Origin of the sequence: Mucilaginibacter segetis (genome assembly GCF_016522075.1) — a bacterium.
Taxonomy (GTDB): domain Bacteria; phylum Bacteroidota; class Bacteroidia; order Sphingobacteriales; family Sphingobacteriaceae; genus Mucilaginibacter; species Mucilaginibacter segetis.
Map to the genome: position 1 here is coordinate 760,569 of NZ_JAEHFW010000003.1, position 17,510 is coordinate 778,078.

Genomic DNA, 17,510 nt, shown 5'->3' on the forward strand with positions numbered 1-17,510 from the left:
TTGATTTTAGTGAGATTCCTTTTTCTTTTTAAAATAAGTTATCAGCTTTTCCATATTACCTAAATTGTATTGACCTGCGCGTATGCGCTCTACTACTTCGGGTTCATCAGCCATTACCTCGCTCATAACATCAATAAAGTTATCATCATTAAGATGCACCATGTCGGCAGTATTGCTGCCAAAATAATAACTTGTTTTTGACCGTTTACCGCCACCTCCGAAAGATATACCCAGTCCACCACCATAAGAAGTGCCATAGCCGCCCCCCGTGCTCAAGCCAAATCCAGGTGACACATGAATGCCGCTGCCTTTGCTACCGCCGCCATTGGCTGCGTAAATATTTAAAGGGCCTGCAACGGCTATCCTAACAAAATCAAATTCATTTTTCCCCCACGTTTCGTTACCGGGTGCATGTGCTACTACAAAGCTGTCCTGCCCGGCTACAAAACATCGCAGGTCGCTGGTGCTTAGTTCTATGGTTTTAGCTTTTTTATCCTCTTTGTATTCAATAAAGCCTTCGTTTTTAATGGGACCTTTCCCATGCGGGTCAGTGTGAATAAGTCCTGTAGATTTATTGCCTTTAACATCAATAAAATAGCCGGGTTGCCATTTTTGTGATTTTGCTGATACAACTATCAGCATAAAAAATAAAATGATTAAAATTGAACGCATAATTAAAAACACTAATAACGCATTTTTTAACTGTTTAATATAATAATGATGAATGTTGATCTTCGGAGCGATACGGTAACCAAACCCACACCAGGAATGCTGGAAGCGATGTGGAGCGCTAAAGTAGGGGATGATGTATTTGGAGAGGATGAGACCGTTAATGCCCTGGAACAAAAAGCCGCGGATATGTTTGGGATGGAGGCCGGTATTTATTGCCCTTCCGGTACAATGACCAATCAGATCGCCATAAAATGCTTTACACAACCTTTGGACGAGTTGATAACCGACCAAACTGCTCATGTTTACCGTTACGAGGGTGGGGGTATAGCGTTTAATTCGGGAGTATCTACAAGATTATTAAACGGTTACCGGGGTATTATTACAGCCGAGATGATAGAACCTGAAATTAACGCAGACAATATCCATCACCCGCACACCAGTTTAGTAGTACTTGAAAATACGGTTAATAAAGGTGGTGGTAGCTGTTATACTTTAGAGCAAATAAAGCCCATAGCTCAACTTTGCCAAGCTAAAAACTTAAAGCTGCATTTAGACGGAGCAAGGATATTTAACGCGCTTGCACATACGGGTGACAGTGCCGAGGACTATGGTAATTACTTTAATGGGATATCTGTTTGCTTATCTAAGGGCTTAGGGGCTCCGGTTGGCTCTGTTTTATTGGCTGATAAAGAAACTATTAGATATGCCCGCAGAGTGCGTAAAGTATTAGGTGGGGGAATGCGGCAGGCAGGGTTCTTAGCAGCTGCAGGTATTTACGCGTTGGATCATCATGTGGAAAGGTTGAAGATAGACCATAAACATGCGCGAATTATAGCCGAAGAACTGGCAGCTCAAACTTGGGTAAGCAATGTTATGCCGGTAGAGACCAATATTATTTTATTTGATACGGTTGAACCTGCAGAACAGGTGTTGTATAAACTGGATGAAAAGGGGATAAAAGCGGGAAGTACAGATAAGCATCGTATCCGGTTTGTGCTGCATCTGGATATTCATCCCGAAGAGGTAGAGTATCTGGTAGCCCAGTTAAAAAAGATGTAACAATAAGTTGTTTTCGGGAAGAGATCTACAGCCCGAAAACAACTTTTGAATCATTCAGGATATATTTATCGTCCTTCTCCCTGGCGTTCAACCATCCATCCAGGATATTCCTTTGGTAAGGCGCTAACCTCCTCAATTTTAGCTAATTCATCGTCAGTGAGTTCAATATTAGTTGATTGTATATTGTCATTAAGTTGATCAGCTCTTTTTGCCCCGATAATGGTGCTTGTAATACCCGGCTGCTGCCTAACCCATGCTAAGGCTATTTGCGCCGCAGATACCTTGTGTACTTTGCCTATCTCAGCTATAACATCAACAATATCATAAGCTTTTTCCTTATCAATCGGCGGAAAATCAAATTCTTCCCGACGGGAGTTACCCGGTTTAGGATTTTCGCGTGTAAATTTACCGCTCAAAAAACCTCCTGCAAGCGGGCTCCATGGCATAACCGCTAAATTCTGATCGGCAGCCAGTGGCAGTATCTCGCGTTCAATGTCCCTTCCGGAAAGCGAATAGAAATATTGCAAGCCGACAAATTTATTCCAGCCGTTCTTTTCAGCAATTCCCTGGGCCTTCATTACCATCCAGGCCGGCCAGTTACAGCAGGCAATGTAACGCACTTTCCCAGTCAGCACAATGTCGTTAAGCGCACGCATAGTTTCTTCGACCGGTGTACGTTTATCTACTCCGTGTACGTATAAAATATCGATATGATTAAGCTGTAAACGTTGCAGGCTTTCATCAACCGATTGGAAAATATGATAACGCGATAAGCCAACATTATTTATTCCATCGCCCATTTTACCGCGTACCTTGGTAGCAATAACCATGTCGCTACGGTTAAGTGAGAGATCTTTTATAGACTGACCTAACAACTTTTCCGATTCTCCAAAAGAGTAAACGTTAGCGGTATCAATAAAATTAATACCTGCGTCTACTACGGTTTTCATCAATTCGTTAACTTCTTTTTGCTGTGTTTTACCAATGCCTTCCCAAAATCCTTTACCGCCGAATGTCATGGTACCGAAGCAAATTTCAGAAACCAGCAAGCCGGTGTTTCCTAAAAAATTATATTTCATAAGTGTAATTGATTGTTTATGTAAAGGTAACTTAATGAGGCTCTGTTTTGTTGGATTGAAACGGTCAATTAATGGTCATTAAAAAAAATACCAGTCTCCGAAACTTAACTATTGAATTCTTGTTGTTCACTTCACGATGAATCGTCTGCTTAAAAAACTTGAAAAAATTGGACGCGACCCAAAGGTTACTGCCAAAGCCGTTGGATTACGATACGTATCCGATTCCAAACCCGGTTATAACCGCAAAAAGTCGGGCAAGGGGTGGAGTTATTATGATGCTGAGGGAACATTAGTAAAAGATAAAGAGCTGATAAAAAGGTTTGCCGCATTGGTAATCCCCCCGGCATACACCAACGTATGGATATCACCTCATGAAAACGGCCATCTGCAGTTTACCGGGATAGATGCAGCCGGCCGTAAGCAATACCGCTATCATCCGCACTGGAATAAAATACGTAATCAAACAAAATATCATCGTTTACAGAGTTTTGCGGCACATTTACCGGCTATAAGGCAACAGGTGGAAAAGGATCTGGCGAGGCGAAAGCTCGATCATGAAAAGGTAGTAGCTTTGGTAATAAGGTTGATGGAACTAACCAGCATACGTGTAGGTAACGAATCTTATAAAAAACTATACGGATCATTTGGGTTAACCACTCTGATGGACAGGCATGTAAAAATTGATGGGTCGGAATTGAAATTTCAGTTTAAGGGAAAGAAGGGTGTGATGCATAAAGTATCGTTGCAAAGTAAAAAACTGGCCCGAATGGTAAAGCAATGCCGGGATATTCCCGGTAAGGAGCTATTTCAATTTTATAATGAAGAAGGACATCATTGTACCATTGGCTCAGGCGATATTAATACTTATCTTAAAAATATAACCGGAGAAGATTTTACCGCGAAGGATTTCCGCACGTGGGCAGGCAGCGTAAGCGCCCTATATGCATTTAAAGAAGCAGGGGAATTTAACAGCATGAATGAGTGCCGTAAGAAAATTGTGAGTGTTTTAGATGAAGTTGCGCTAAACCTGGGTAATACCCGTACAGTTTGTAAAAAGTATTATGTGCATCCTACGGTATTAAAAAGTTATGAACAAGGTTCAATATTTAAATATATAACACATTTAGATGGCGATAAGGATATTAAGGCCGCTGAATTGAATATTGCAGAAAAGGCGCTGCTGGATATTCTTGAAAACGAGAAATTAGCTGAAGCAAGTTAATGCTGTTATATTGATACAGGCAACAGTTTTTTTAATATAATTTCCGCTTACGGTTATCATTATTGATATTTAAAGGATATTGATAATTGATGCAAATACACATAAGCTCCCAAACACATGTCAGGTACAAACAGTTGGATAGTCTTCGCGGGTTAGCAGCATTATGCGTTTTTTTCTCTCATTGTTTTATTACTTATAATTTAAACGGTAGCTGGATCAAGATACTTATGGCCAGCCCTTTGGGTATTTTAATAAACGGGCGGGCAGCTGTTATGTTCTTCTTTGTGCTGAGTGGTTTTGTATTGAGCTTGCCTTATATATATGGAGAGCGACCGTTAAAACTGATTGAATTTTATATTAAACGGGTATTCCGTATTTATCCCGCGTATTTAGCCATTATTTTAATAGCTGTATTGTTAAAAACCTTTATTTATGATGATAATGCTATGTTTCCTTTTTCCGAATGGATAAAAGAATTTTGGCATTGGGAATGGAACAGTAGTTATTTCCTGGAAACAATCAAGACTTTTCTGCTTATCGGCCCTAATTTTAATGCGGATCTGATCGATCCTGTAATATGGTCGCTGGTGGTGGAAATGAAAATGTCCATTATTCTTCCTTTTTTTATTATCATCGTATCCCGTAGTAATCTTACCTTCAATATACTGTTCTTTATCTTGGTGCTTGCATTGATATATAATCATCAAACAGGTTTTTTAGGCGTGTTTTATCTGGGGATTTTAAGCGCAAAATATAAAGAACAGCTATCCGAACTTGTCAGATCATGGAGTGTGCCCTTTGTTTTGTTTATGCTGGCGGTGGCCTTATTTTTATATAATGTAAGTTATGAATTTTTTAAACCATATGGTGATCGTGCGCACCCCTTTGCCTACTTTTGGCGTGATTATCTCAATTCAATTGGCGGTACTATTATCATTATCATCGCAATTGCCAGAAAAAGAATAACTTCCTTTTTTGACGTTCCCGTATTTACTTTTATAGGAAATATATCCTATAGTTTTTATCTTTTCCACGTTCCGCTCTTAATTACTATCTGCTCACTAATTTCAGCAAAACTTGGTGGTAGCAGGTTTTACATATTTGGCTCCACGTTACTATTGTCGGTAAGTTTAAGCTATATGTCTTACCGTTATATAGAACTGCCCTTTCAGAATCATGCAAAAAGCTTCATAAAAAAAATACCGGGTATCAGCAGATTACATATTTAGTGCACCTGTCGCAATTGCCCCTTTTCTTGTCGTTTACACCCCCTGAAAAAATTAATAATAGCTCGTAAATTTGAGTAAACCAAATTATAATTACGATGCAAAAGATAACTCCATTTTTATGGTTTGATACCAATGCCGAAGAGGCGGTGAATTTTTATATTTCATTATTTAAGAATTCCAAAATTTTAAGGGTGATCCGTAATGGAAGTGAAGGTCCGGGGCCTGAAGGATCAGTATTAGCTATTGATTTTAGTATTAACGGACAGGAATTCGCGGCGCTTAACGGCGGGCCGACCTTTACCTTTACGGAGGCTGTTTCTTTTATGGTTAACTGCGAAACCCAGGAAGAGATAGATAATATGTGGGAAAAACTTTCTGAGGGTGGGCAAAAATCACAATGCGGCTGGTTAAAAGATAAATTCGGTTTATCATGGCAGGTAACGCCTCCGATATTATTAAAAATGATAAGCGACCCCGACCCTGTTAAATCACAGCGTGTAATGAATGCCATGATGAAGATGGAAAAGCTAATTATTAAAGACCTGGAAGACGCCTACAATGGATAGTGCAAAAAGATTTACCAGCGTAGATGAATACTTGTCGGCCTTACCCGAAGATATAAAAAGAATCCTCATGCATCTCCGAGGTATTGTAAAGGAGATTGTACCTGATGCCGAAGAGTTGATAAGCTACCAGATACCTTCCTATAAGCATAATGGTATGCTGGTGGGTTACGCGGCGTTTAAAAAACATTGCAGTTTTTATTTAATGCACGGTAGTTTACTTAAACAATTTATACAAGAGTTAAATGGGTTCAATACAACCCAGTCCGCCATACATTTTACACCTGAACATCCTATACCTGATGAGTTGATAAAAAGAATGATACGGGCAAAACTGGAACTGAATGCTTTTCTTGTAACATCAAAAAACATTAAAAACAAAAAGTAGCGGAGGTTATTGCTAAAGCTCATATTTATCGCATGCGGTGAATATCCTATCAGTTAAAAAATACTTATTTTCGCGGAATGAATTTTTCATCGAAACTGCTGGAGGATGCTGTTGCCGAATTTGCTAAACTACCGGGCGTAGGGCAAAAAACCGCTTTACGGTTAGTTTTGCATTTACTTAATCGCGATAAAGATGAGGTGCAGAGGTTTAGCGATTCGGTAAGTAAACTGCGTAACCAAATTCAATTTTGCAGCATTTGCCATAACATAGCAGATCAGCCTGTTTGTATGATATGTTCTTCGCATAAGCGTGATCATTCCCTGGTGTGTGTAGTAGAGGATACCCGTGATGTAATGGCAATTGAAAATACTAACCAATATAACGGTGTATACCACGTTTTAGGTGGGTTAATATCACCTATGGATGGCATTGGCCCCGCAGATCTGGAGGTTGACTCTTTGGTAGAAAGACTAAAGGATAACCATGTAAAAGAAGTCATTTTTGCCCTGAGTGCAACTATGGAAGGAGATACCACCATTTTTTATCTGCACAAAAAACTAAAACAATTCAATATAAATATCTCCACAATAGCTCGTGGCATAGCTTTTGGTGGTGAATTAGAGTACGTAGACGAAATTACATTAGGAAGATCCATTGTGACTCGTGTACCGTACGAAAATTCACTATCAGGCTAGCTTATGAAATTATCAGTAATTGTAACCAACTATAACACTTGCACCCTGTTAAAACAAGCATTAATAACTTTAGAAAATGCTTGTAACACAATTAATTATGAATTGATTGTGGTTGACGATGCCTCAACAGACGGGTCGGTGCAAATGATACAGGATGAATTTCCTGAAGCAAACCTTATATGTAATGATAAGCACTTAGGGATCTCCAAATCACATAACATCGCCATCGAAAGTGCAAAAGGGGAGTATATTTTACTGGTCGGTGCGGACACAATTACCAGCAAAAACACTATCAGCAAAATTTTACCTTTTATGGATGAACATGAAGATGCTGGCGCTTTGGGCGTTCGCATACTTACAAGCAGGGGAAGATTTTTAAGGTATTCAAAGGTTGGGTTCAACCGTGCATGGGCGTCTTTTTTAAAGCTAACCGGGCTGGAAAAGTATTTCCCAAAATCACGCCTTTATAAAAGCAACTATGCTAACCGCATAGGTGAATTTGAAACTGCAGAGGTTGACGCGATAAACGGATCATTTATGCTGTTACGTAAAAGTGTTCTGAACGAAGTTGGCGCACTTGACGAACGTTTTACTATGTATGGCTATGATATCGATCTCTCATTTCGCATACGTTTGGCAGGGTATAAAAATTATTATTTTCCTAAAACATATATTATTAAACTTAACCGACAGTTGCTGCCTAAATTTAGCTTGTCATACATCAGGCATTTTTATGGCGCTATGATTATATTCGCTGCAAAATATTTATTTCACATACCCGAAATTAAAATACCGGGTATGCCAAAAATATTTGCTCCGACATATGAAGTTGAAAGATAAGGTAATAATTATTACAGGTGCCTCTTCCGGAATTGGCAAAGCGTTAGCCATTGAATGCGCAAAACAAGGTTCAATCTTAGTTTTAGCCGCCAGGCAATATGTAACCTTATGCGAAATTGCACAAAATATTGAAAAACAATATGCCGTAAAGGCTTTGGCTGTAAGGTGCGACGTATCTGTAGAGGAGGATTGCGGTCAGCTTATCAAACAAACCCTGCTTACGTTCGGAAAAATAGATATATTGATAAATAATGCCGGAATATCCATGCGTGCATTATTTAAGGATGTTGACCTGAAGGTTTTAAAAAGCCTGATGGATGTTAATTTTTGGGGAACTGTTTATTGTACTAAGTATGCACTTCCCGAAATTATTAAAACTAAAGGCAGCATTGTAGGCGTATCTTCAATTGCAGGATATAAGGGTTTACCAGGCCGTACAGGCTATTCAGCCTCTAAATTTGCCATGAATGGATTTTTAGATGCGCTGCGGGTAGAAAATTTAAAAACGGGCATACATATATTAACCGCATGCCCGGGCTTTACTGCTTCTAATATCCGTAATACAGCTTTAAGTAAGGATGGCACACAACAGGGAGAAAGCACCCTGCACGAAGAAAAAATGATGACTGCTGAAGAGGTTGCTGTGCTTATTGTAAAAGGCATTATTAATCGCGAGCGTACAATTATTATGACCAGGCAGGGTAAACTAACCGTAGCTATAGGTAAATTTTTACCTTCCCTGCTTGATAAACTTGTTTATAACGTTTTTACCAAAGAGAAGGATCCATTATTAAATAGCGGTCGGTAGGGTTATACCAATGCATAGTCGTTTATTTTGCTCATATCTAAAATGATACGTCCATCAGGTGCACGTTCAAACATGCGTATAAATGATGCGTTCCAAACCATATCATTATATTGATAAGATGAGCGGGAATGTACCGTTTGTGAAAACGTATCGTCAAAAGCCTTAAGCAATACTGAAAAAGATGCTTCATTTCGCAGCATATCTTCAGGGGTCATATCAACCAACGGACTGTTTTTATCCAGGGGATGCACTATAGTCCAGTTAAGTGTAAGTATACTAACGGTTGTTCGTTCCAGTTCCAGTTCAAAAAATCTACGAACCGGCTGGCCGTTAACTAATTCATTGTATGAGAAAATAACCTCAACTTTTAAATCTATCAATACATTTCTGCGCAAATTGGCTATCCTGAACATCAATCCTTGCGCATCTTCGCGGTAAGGAGCAACCAACATTTTTTCGCTGTAAATAATTTTAGCAGATGGCCGCGAAAAGCGCCCGTAGAGCAGGCCGGTAGCAAGCGCAAATGCAAGCAGTCCCATCATAGACTCCAGTGCGGCCACACAGTTTGCAGCCATGCCTTTTGGACTGATATGGCCATAACCCACGGTTGATATAGTTTGGGCCGAAAAGAACAATGCATCAAAGAAATGTTCTACACCATTAGTTCCCGACGCTCCGTCTAAGCTATCAGTACCTATAATTAAATAAATAGCAGCAAATAATAGGTTTACAGTTAAATATCCGCACAATACAATGAGCCAAAATTTCCCCCAGCCCATTTTAATAAGGGTATGGTAATTATCGGCCGTATTAAATAACGACAAGCCTTTACGCTTAACATTAACAGAACCATCCTTATTTAAAAGCGGCTGGCTTTTTATTACCGGCTGCGACCCAAAACCGAGGTCATTCTCCGGATTGATCTTTTGTTTACGAATCGACATCTATTTTGCGCTGTTTTCAACGTTGCTTTGTAAAAATATCATTCTGCTTGCTTTTAGTGAAAACTATTTCCATATTTGCGTTCATATTATGATAATAACAAACAATAACTGGTGGTGGCTTAACGATATTTCGTAAGGCATTCCTCATTTTTGTTTTTTTATAAGATACATATCAGGGTTGCCATACGGTAACCCTTTTTTATTTATATACTGATGAAACAAATATTAAATCATCTTTTTGAGCATAAAACATTTACGCGCGAACAGTCAAAAGAGATTTTGATGAATATCGCCCTTGGTAAATACAACAATTCGCAAATGGCTGCTTTTATGACCGCTTATTGTATGCGCAGCATAACGGTAAGCGAACTGGAAGGCTTTAGAGATGCGATGCTGGAACTTTGCCTGGAAATTGATCTGCAAAACGGAGAGCTGATAGATCTTTGCGGAACAGGGGGCGATGGTAAAGATACCTTTAACATATCAACCTTAGCATCTTTTGTAGTTGCAGGGGCGGGCTATAAAGTGGCAAAGCATGGTAATTACGGGGTGTCGTCCGGTTGCGGGTCATCAAACGTGATGGAATTTTTAGGATATAAATTCACGAATGATACAGGTACATTAAGGAAAAACATAGATAAAGCCAATATCTGTTTTTTACATGCCCCTTTGTTTCACCCGGCCATGAAAACTGTTGCACCTATACGCCGCGAATTGGGTGTAAAAACCTTTTTTAATATGCTCGGCCCGTTGGTTAATCCGGCTAAACCTGCAAATCAATTAGTGGGGGTTTTTAACCTTGAACTTGCTCGTGTATATGCTTATCTGTATCAAAAATCAAATGTAAAATACACCATCGTAAATGCACTGGATGGTTATGATGAAATATCCCTGACGTGCGATTTTAAAACCTTTTCTGCTGATGGGGAAAAGATCAATACCATTGAGAGTCTTGGTTTTGAAAAGATACATCAGGAACAGATAACCGGTGGTAAAACAGTAGAAGAGTCTGCCGGAATATTTATGCAGATATTGAATGATGATGCCACTTCTGCACAAAGCAATGTGGTATTAACTAATGCCGCAATGGCAATAAAAACAATAGCGTCAGATAAAAGCTTTGCTGATTGTTTTTATGAGGCGGAAGAATCACTCCTCAGTAAAAAGGCATTGAATAGCTTTAAAACCTTAATTCATAACTAAGCTGATGAAAATTAAAGTTTGCGGTTTAAAGTATCAGGATAACATTAATGCAGTGGCTGATTTGGCACCTGATTATATGGGATTTATTTGTTACGACAGATCGCCAAGGTTTATCGGCCAAATGGAGAACGACTTATTTGACGAGCTACCGAATAGCATTATTAAAACTGCAGTTTTCGTAAATGAAAATGCAGAACAAGTCAGTAAATTAATAGCCCTTTATAAATTTAGCGCAATACAATTACATGGTAATGAAAGCCCGGATTTTTGCAATCGATTTAAAAATAAAGTTACAGTAATAAAGGCCTATGGTGTTGATGAAGATTTTGACTTTGGTATACTTGAGCGTTATAAGAACAATGTCGATTTTTTTATGTTCGACACCAAAACGGCGGAGCATGGGGGTTCGGGCCGAAAATTTAACTGGGATATACTTAATAAATACGAATTAAACGTGCCCTTCTTTTTATCGGGTGGCTTAAGTCCGGATAATATGGAAGAAGTGAAAAAAATAGATCACCCGATGTTTTACGCTGTTGATCTGAACAGCCGTTTTGAAACCTCACCGGGGATAAAAGATATTAATAAATTAACTACAGCATTTAATACCATAAAAAAATTTAACAGCGATGAAGTACGGAGTTAACGAAAAAGGATATTACGGGGATTTTGGCGGGGCTTATATACCCGAAATGCTGTACCCAAATGTTGAAGAACTTAGGCAAGAGTACCTTAGAATAATAGAAGATGATAGTTTCAAGGCAGAATATGACCAGCTTTTGAGAGATTATGTTGGGCGTCCTTCTCCTTTATACCATGCTAAGCGCTATTCAGAGAAATATGGTGCCAATATATTTTTTAAACGGGAGGATCTCAACCATACCGGCTCACATAAAATAAACAATGCTATAGGGCAGATACTTTTAGCCGAACGTTTGGGCAAAAAGCGCATTATTGCCGAAACAGGAGCGGGGCAACATGGTGTAGCTACGGCTACCGTATGTGCGTTAAAAGGTATTGAATGTGTTGTTTATATGGGCGAAATTGACATGGAACGCCAGGCGCCTAATGTTGCCCGAATGAAAATGTTAGGCGCAAAGGTTGTACCGGCAACATCAGGCAGTAAAACCCTTAAGGATGCTACTAATGAGGCCCTGCGTGACTGGATAGGTAATCCGGTTGATACCCATTATATTATAGGCTCAGTTGTAGGGCCTTATCCTTATCCGGATATGGTTGCGCGTTTCCAGGCTATAATATCTGCCGAAACAAAAAAGCAATTGTTAGAACAAACCGGTGGCGAATTGCCACAATACGTTATGGCCTGTGTAGGCGGTGGCAGTAATGCAATGGGCATGTTTTATCATTTCCTGGATGATGAGTCGGTTAAATTGGTAGCTGTTGAAGCTGCCGGTAAAGGAGTGGATAGCGGGCACTCTGCCGCAACAACATTTTTAGGAAGCGAAGGCGTATTGCATGGCAGCCGTACTATTTTAATGCAAACTGCCGATGGGCAGGTAGAAGAGCCGTATTCTATATCAGCCGGATTAGACTATCCCGGTATTGGCCCGCAGCACGCGCATTTATATAAAATTAATCGTGCCAGATATGCAAGTATAACCGATGACGAAGCTTTGCAGGCTGGTTTGCTTTGTTGCCAATTAGAGGGAATAATACCCGCCATTGAAACGGCACATGCATTAGCCTACCTGGAAAAAATGAAATTTAATAAAAACGATAATGTGGTGATTTGTATATCCGGCAGGGGGGATAAGGATCTGGATACGTATATCAACTATTTTGGGTATTAAATTGTCTTTTGTAACAATACTGTATCAAAACCGAACACATACTGTTACACTTGCGAACATGTTAGTTAGTAGTTTAATTATTTAAATTACTGAAAATTAGTTATTTAAATAATTGGTACATATTTTAACTCTGTTAAATAAAAGTACCGGTTATGCTAAAAAACTACTTCAAAATTGCATGGCGAAATGTGATACGCCATAAAAGTTATTCCATCATAAATATATCTGGCTTAAGCGTTGGTATAGCCGCGTGCCTGCTCATTTTTGCTGTTCTGCAGTATGAGTTAAGTTTTAATACCAACTTTTCCAACTATAAAAACATATACCATTTAATAACAAAGAATATTCATGATGATGGTATTACCTATAACCCTGGTGTTTCTGCACCGGCAACAGATGCTTTGCGTATAGATTTTCCGCAGGTTAAATTCGCTGCATTAAATACCAGCTATGGCAGTCAGATAACTGTACCGGCTGATAATTCACGCACCGGGGCAGACGATAAAAAATTTACAGAGGATTTGGGTGTATTTTTTATAGAGCCGCAGTTTTTTGACATTTTTCACTCAACCTGGCTCGATGGAGATAAAAGCGTACTCGCCCAACCTAATATGGTGGTAATTAATAAAAGTACAGCTATAAAATATTTTAAGGATTGGAAAACAGCGGTTGGCAAAACCCTGAAAATGGATAATGTGCTAACCCTGAAAGTGGCGGGCGTTATTGATGATGCGCCAGAAAACAGCGATTTTCCGTTAAGGATCATGGTATCATATATCACCTGGAAGCAACACCCTAAAGATTATAATTATAGCGATAGCTGGGATTCCATCAGCAGCAACCACCAGATATTTATGGAGTTGCCGCAAGGTTTATCAGCTGCCAATATGGACAAACAGTTGGTAGCCTTTACTGCTAAAATTGAAAAAAATAAAGATAAAGTTACCCGCGCTCATCTTTTACAGCCATTAAGCGAGTTACATTTTGACACAAGGGTGGGTAACACCCTGGGCGACCATTCAACCAGCAGAGCTACGTTGCAAACTATGACATTTATAGCCATTCTTATTATTATAATGGCTTCTATCAACTTTATAAATCTTTCTACAGCACAATCGGTTGGACGGTCAAAAGAAGTTGGTATACGCAAGGTTTTAGGCAGCAGCCGTAAACAACTCATTTTTCAGGTAATAGGCGAAACTGCGCTTGTTGTATTGTTCTCGGTAATTATAGCATTTGCCATAGCAGAAATAGCGTTACCCTACTTAAAAAATATATCAAATGTGCCTGATGATATCGGGCTTATTAACTGGGGTACTACATTATTTTTATTAACTACTACAATACTGGTTATACTTTTATCTGGTATTTATCCGGCATTGGTTGTATCAGGCTTTAAACCGGTATTAGCTATAAAGAATAAGATAACGGCTGCATCTATAGGCGGCATCCCGTTACGCAGGGCATTAGTTGTTGCACAGTTTGCTATTGCGCAACTACTCATTATAGGCACTTTGGTAGCTGTAAATCAAATGGATTTTGTAAATCATGCCGATCTGGGCTTTAATAAAGACGCCGTATTAATATTACCCGGTTATACTGATAGCATCAGCCTGGGTAAAATGGATGCGTTTAAACAAGAACTACTGCAAAATCCGGATATAAATTCGGTTAGTTTTGCTTCAGATCCGCCATCTTCAGATAATAACTGGGGCCAGAATTTCTACTTCGATCATTCCCAGAAAGACCCTACATTTAATACATTTTTAAAATATGGCGATGCGGATTATTTTAAAACATTTGGTTTGCGGTTTACAGCCGGCCATGGCTATGATCAGAGTGATACTATGCGCCAGGCCGTTGTTAACGAAACTTTTATTAATAAGTTAGGTATACAAAATCCCGAAAAAGTAATAGGTAAATCAGTACGATTAGGTAGCGGGCCGTGGGCTACCATCACCGGCGTAGTTAAAGACTTTAAAACTAATTCATTACGCGAATCGGTTAAGCCCATTGTAATATCTCCGCGTAAACAATTCGAATCATTAGCTGCAGTTAAAATTAAAACTAAAAATCTTAGCGCAACGGTATCAAAAATTCAGCGGTTATGGGAAAGTACCTATCCTGAATATGCTTATAATGGTTATTTTATGGATGAAAGCATAGCCCGGTTCTATCAGCAGGAAAACCAACTGGCGCTGATTTATAAAATATTTGCAGGCATAGCCATATTTATTTCATGTTTAGGTTTATATGGTTTGGTATCGTTTATGGCGGTGCAACGTACTAAAGAGGTGGGAGTGCGTAAAGTGTTGGGTGCGTCAGTAGGCAGTATAGTTCTCTTATTTTCCAAAGAGTTTATGATATTAATAGCCATTTCGTTTTTAATAGCTATGCCAGCCGCATGGTATATGATGTCGCAATGGCTGCAAAATTTCGTTTACAGGGTGCCATTAACTGCCGGAGTATTTATACTTGCTATTTCGGCTTCTATTGTAATTGCCTGGATAACTGTTGGTTATAAGGCTGTAAAGGCGGCGCTGGTTAACCCGGTGAAAAGTTTAAGAAGCGAGTAATATTACTATAAAAACCAATACTTAATTACCGATCATGATAAAAAACTATTTTAAGATAGCCTTACGCAATTTATGGAGGCATCGTGGATTCTCGTTCATCAACATCGCGGGGCTATCGGTAGGGATTACCGCGTGTTTTTTTATATTTATGTACGTTAGTTTTGAACTAAGCTATGATGATTTTCATAGTAAGGGCGACCGTATTTACCGAATTGTTACTGATATCAAAACCCCGTCGGAGACTATTAACACTTCAAGCACTTCCTGGGCATTTGCCCCGGCTATTAAAGCGGATTTTCCGCAGGTGGAGGCTTTTGTAAGGGTTAGCGGGGGGAGTTTTCTGGTTAGGAAAGATAATGTGAAATTTCAGGAAGATAATACGCTTTTTGCTGATTCTACCTTTTTTTCTGTTTTTGATTTTAAATTATTAAAGGGTGATCCTAAAACTGCACTCACTCAACAAGCCTCTTTGGTGTTTAGTGAAACTGCTGCTAAAAAATATTTTGGTGATAAAGATCCTGTTGGGCAAACTGTGTTGGTTACCGGAGATGCCATACCTGCCGTGGTAACCGGCGTTATGGAAGATATGCCTGAAAACTCACAGATAAAGGCAGATATGCTGATCTCCATGTCAACATTAACGCAAAAATTTAATAAAGGGCTTGATGACCAATGGGGCAATTATGGAGCAACAAGTTACCTGTTGCTAAAGCCGGGTGTGAATTATAAGTCGTTTGAAGCACAATTACCTGCTTTTATGGAAAAAAGAAACGGAACAGAGGCCAAACAGAGCCAAATGTTCGCAACGCTTTTTTTGGAGCCATTGAAAGATGTTTATCTTCATTCAACCCGGAGCGGACAGCAAAGTGGTAGCATAAACAACGTATATGTGTTTAGTATAGTTGCAGTATTTATATTGCTTATAGCGTGTATCAATTTTATTAATCTTACTACAGCCCGGTCTGTTGAGCGTGCTAAGGAAGTAGGGATCCGTAAGGTTGTCGGAGCTGCAAAAGGGGAACTGGCAGGGCAATTTATAGGTGAGTCTATCATACTTTGTTTATTCGCGTTTATTATTACCATCATATTATCGGTTTTATTGTTACCTACGTTTAATCAATTGGCCGGTAAAACAGTTAGTCCGGGTGTTTTTTCTAACGCGTATTATATTCTCTCTTTATTTGGCATATCAGTTGGTATCGGTTTACTCGCCGGTATTTACCCTGCTTTGGTCATATCTTCATTTAAGCCGGTACTTGTTTTAAAGGGAAGATTTTCTACCGGAAACAAAGGAAGCTTGTTACGTAAAAGTCTGGTGGTAGCACAGTTCAGTATATCCATTGCACTTATTATAGGTACAATAATAGTGTACAATCAAATGGATTTTATGCAGAATCGTGATCTGGGTTTTTCAAAAGACCAGACGATCGTTTTAGATACCAACGGCGACCCGGCGAAAGATGCCTTCAAACAATCGGTAAAGGAAATTCCCGGAGTTAAGTCTGCAGCATTATCCTCAAGTATTCCTGGGGGTGGAAATATGGGGGCCTATTCAGAGATAGAGAATAGTAAAGGCGATCTGCAGATAGCTAATCTCGACCTTTATTATGTCGACTTTGATTATATTAAACAGTATAATATAAAAATGGTCGCCGGACGTGCATTCTCTCGCGATTTTCTAAAGACAGATACCACTCAGGCCATGATACTTAACGAGGAAGCGGTTAAACTATTTGGTTATACCTCGCCGCAGCAGGCAATCGGTCGCAGGTTTAAACAATGGGGCCGTGAAGGTAAGATAATAGGGGTGATGAAGGATTTTCACTATCGCTCTTTACAGGAGAAAATAAAACCGTTGAGCATGAGGGCCGAGAATGGAAATCTTAACATGATATCTATAAAAGTATCAGCTAAAAATCTCCCTGCCACACTCTCAGCTATCGAAAGTAAATGGAAAACACTTATTCCTAACCGCCCTTACAGCTATTACTTTTTAGATGAGTTTTTTGACAGGCAATACCGCAGCGAACAGCGTTTTGGGAAACTGTTTTTTAACTTTTCGATACTTGCTATTTCTATTTCATGCTTAGGGCTATTAGGGTTAGCATCCTACAGCACGTTTCAGCGTACACGCGAAATTGGCATCCGCAAGGTTTTAGGAGCAACAACAACGGGTATTGTAAATATGCTTTCTGTTGATTTTATTAAATTGGTGATCATATCAATTTTTATTGCTACTCCTGTAGCCTGGTACTTTATGTATAAGTGGTTAAAGGATTTTGCGTATCGAATTGATATACAGTGGTGGGTGTTTGTATTATCCGGCAGCCTGGCTATTGTGGTAGCCTTGCTTACCATAAGTTTTCAGGCAATTAAAGCTGCTATAGCTAACCCGGTAAAAAGTTTAAGAAGTGAGTAAGA

General features: G+C 39.3%; 16 protein-coding genes. 13 read left to right on the forward strand and 3 right to left on the reverse strand.

Annotation, left to right across the window (positions count from 1 at the left end):
- Positions 1 to 6 precede the first annotated feature (6 nt).
- Complete coding sequence (locus I5M19_RS17115) at positions 7 to 642, reverse strand: hypothetical protein (RefSeq protein ID WP_214653076.1); 636 nt, start codon at positions 640 to 642, stop codon at positions 7 to 9.
- A gap of 78 nt (positions 643 to 720) precedes the next feature.
- On the opposite strand from I5M19_RS17115, the gene I5M19_RS17120 reads away from it, so the two are divergent.
- Positions 721 to 1,731 (forward strand): threonine aldolase family protein, encoded by a 1,011-nt coding sequence (locus tag I5M19_RS17120; RefSeq protein WP_200067706.1) that lies wholly within the window; start codon positions 721 to 723, stop codon positions 1,729 to 1,731.
- Between the two features lie 65 nt (positions 1,732 to 1,796).
- Here I5M19_RS17120 and I5M19_RS17125 read toward each other — a convergent pair whose 3' ends face one another.
- Complete coding sequence (locus I5M19_RS17125; protein ID WP_200067575.1) at positions 1,797 to 2,810, reverse strand: aldo/keto reductase; 1,014 nt, start codon at positions 2,808 to 2,810, stop codon at positions 1,797 to 1,799.
- A 136-nt stretch (positions 2,811 to 2,946) separates the two neighbouring features.
- On the opposite strand from I5M19_RS17125, the gene I5M19_RS17130 reads away from it, so the two are divergent.
- From I5M19_RS17130 to I5M19_RS17160, 7 genes are all read left to right on the forward strand, one after another.
- Entirely contained in the window at positions 2,947 to 4,032 is a 1,086-nt protein-coding gene (locus I5M19_RS17130) for a DNA topoisomerase IB (RefSeq protein WP_200067576.1), read from the forward strand.
- A gap of 89 nt (positions 4,033 to 4,121) precedes the next feature.
- Positions 4,122 to 5,261 (forward strand): acyltransferase family protein, encoded by a 1,140-nt coding sequence (locus I5M19_RS17135; protein WP_235985878.1) that lies wholly within the window; start codon positions 4,122 to 4,124, stop codon positions 5,259 to 5,261.
- Between the two features lie 95 nt (positions 5,262 to 5,356).
- Positions 5,357 to 5,827, forward strand: a complete 471-nt coding sequence (locus I5M19_RS17140; protein WP_200067578.1) for a VOC family protein — start codon at positions 5,357 to 5,359, stop codon at positions 5,825 to 5,827.
- A complete protein-coding gene (locus tag I5M19_RS17145; RefSeq protein ID WP_200067579.1) occupies positions 5,820 to 6,212 on the forward strand; it encodes an iron chaperone in 393 nt (130 codons plus the stop codon). Before I5M19_RS17140 ends, I5M19_RS17145 begins: the two co-directional genes overlap by 8 nt.
- A gap of 77 nt (positions 6,213 to 6,289) precedes the next feature.
- Positions 6,290 to 6,907, forward strand: a complete 618-nt coding sequence (recR, locus tag I5M19_RS17150; RefSeq protein ID WP_200067580.1) for a recombination mediator RecR — start codon at positions 6,290 to 6,292, stop codon at positions 6,905 to 6,907.
- A gap of 3 nt (positions 6,908 to 6,910) precedes the next feature.
- Positions 6,911 to 7,747, forward strand: coding sequence for a glycosyltransferase family 2 protein (locus I5M19_RS17155; RefSeq protein WP_200067581.1), 837 nt, complete (start codon positions 6,911 to 6,913; stop codon positions 7,745 to 7,747).
- Positions 7,731 to 8,555 carry an SDR family oxidoreductase gene (locus I5M19_RS17160; RefSeq protein ID WP_200067582.1) on the forward strand — a complete coding sequence of 275 codons (825 nt, stop codon included), beginning with the start codon at positions 7,731 to 7,733 and terminating at the stop codon, positions 8,553 to 8,555. The genes I5M19_RS17155 and I5M19_RS17160 overlap by 17 nt, the downstream gene beginning before the upstream one ends.
- Before the next feature lie 2 nt (positions 8,556 to 8,557).
- Here I5M19_RS17160 and I5M19_RS17165 read toward each other — a convergent pair whose 3' ends face one another.
- Positions 8,558 to 9,499, reverse strand: a complete 942-nt coding sequence (locus I5M19_RS17165; protein ID WP_200067583.1) for an ion channel — start codon at positions 9,497 to 9,499, stop codon at positions 8,558 to 8,560.
- Positions 9,500 to 9,712: 213 nt separating this feature from the next.
- On the opposite strand from I5M19_RS17165, the gene trpD reads away from it, so the two are divergent.
- From trpD to I5M19_RS17190, 5 genes are all read left to right on the forward strand, one after another.
- On the forward strand, positions 9,713 to 10,702 hold the full coding sequence (gene trpD, locus I5M19_RS17170) for an anthranilate phosphoribosyltransferase (protein WP_200067584.1): 990 nt from the start codon (positions 9,713 to 9,715) through the stop codon (positions 10,700 to 10,702).
- Between the two features lie 4 nt (positions 10,703 to 10,706).
- Positions 10,707 to 11,348, forward strand: a complete 642-nt coding sequence (locus tag I5M19_RS17175; RefSeq protein ID WP_200067585.1) for a phosphoribosylanthranilate isomerase — start codon at positions 10,707 to 10,709, stop codon at positions 11,346 to 11,348.
- Positions 11,332 to 12,513 (forward strand): tryptophan synthase subunit beta, encoded by a 1,182-nt coding sequence (gene trpB, locus I5M19_RS17180; protein ID WP_200067586.1) that lies wholly within the window; start codon positions 11,332 to 11,334, stop codon positions 12,511 to 12,513. Before I5M19_RS17175 ends, trpB begins: the two co-directional genes overlap by 17 nt.
- 152 nt (positions 12,514 to 12,665) lie before the next feature.
- Entirely contained in the window at positions 12,666 to 15,089 is a 2,424-nt protein-coding gene (locus I5M19_RS17185; protein WP_200067587.1) for an ABC transporter permease, read from the forward strand.
- A 34-nt stretch (positions 15,090 to 15,123) separates the two neighbouring features.
- Positions 15,124 to 17,508, forward strand: a complete 2,385-nt coding sequence (locus tag I5M19_RS17190; RefSeq protein ID WP_200067588.1) for an ABC transporter permease — start codon at positions 15,124 to 15,126, stop codon at positions 17,506 to 17,508.
- Positions 17,509 to 17,510: the final 2 nt, after the last annotated feature.

Excerpts from the sequence above, each read along its gene's own strand:
- trpD (WP_200067584.1), top strand. The coding sequence starts at position 9,713 with ATGAAACAAATATTAAATCATCTTTTTGAGCATAAAACATTTACGCGC.
- I5M19_RS17135 (WP_235985878.1), top strand. The coding sequence starts at position 4,122 with ATGCAAATACACATAAGCTCCCAAACACATGTCAGGTACAAACAGTTG.
- I5M19_RS17145 (WP_200067579.1), top strand. The coding sequence starts at position 5,820 with ATGGATAGTGCAAAAAGATTTACCAGCGTAGATGAATACTTGTCGGCC.
- I5M19_RS17175 (WP_200067585.1), top strand. The coding sequence starts at position 10,707 with ATGAAAATTAAAGTTTGCGGTTTAAAGTATCAGGATAACATTAATGCA.
- I5M19_RS17165 (WP_200067583.1), bottom strand. The coding sequence starts at position 9,499 with ATGTCGATTCGTAAACAAAAGATCAATCCGGAGAATGACCTCGGTTTT.
- I5M19_RS17185 (WP_200067587.1), top strand. The coding sequence starts at position 12,666 with ATGCTAAAAAACTACTTCAAAATTGCATGGCGAAATGTGATACGCCAT.
- I5M19_RS17115 (WP_214653076.1), bottom strand. The coding sequence starts at position 642 with ATGCTGATAGTTGTATCAGCAAAATCACAAAAATGGCAACCCGGCTAT.
- I5M19_RS17130 (WP_200067576.1), top strand. The coding sequence starts at position 2,947 with ATGAATCGTCTGCTTAAAAAACTTGAAAAAATTGGACGCGACCCAAAG.
- I5M19_RS17190 (WP_200067588.1), top strand. The coding sequence starts at position 15,124 with ATGATAAAAAACTATTTTAAGATAGCCTTACGCAATTTATGGAGGCAT.
- trpB (WP_200067586.1), top strand. The coding sequence starts at position 11,332 with ATGAAGTACGGAGTTAACGAAAAAGGATATTACGGGGATTTTGGCGGG.
- I5M19_RS17120 (WP_200067706.1), top strand. The coding sequence starts at position 721 with ATGAATGTTGATCTTCGGAGCGATACGGTAACCAAACCCACACCAGGA.
- I5M19_RS17125 (WP_200067575.1), bottom strand. The coding sequence starts at position 2,810 with ATGAAATATAATTTTTTAGGAAACACCGGCTTGCTGGTTTCTGAAATT.
- I5M19_RS17140 (WP_200067578.1), top strand. The coding sequence starts at position 5,357 with ATGCAAAAGATAACTCCATTTTTATGGTTTGATACCAATGCCGAAGAG.
- I5M19_RS17155 (WP_200067581.1), top strand. The coding sequence starts at position 6,911 with ATGAAATTATCAGTAATTGTAACCAACTATAACACTTGCACCCTGTTA.
- recR (WP_200067580.1), top strand. The coding sequence starts at position 6,290 with ATGAATTTTTCATCGAAACTGCTGGAGGATGCTGTTGCCGAATTTGCT.
- I5M19_RS17160 (WP_200067582.1), top strand. The coding sequence starts at position 7,731 with ATGAAGTTGAAAGATAAGGTAATAATTATTACAGGTGCCTCTTCCGGA.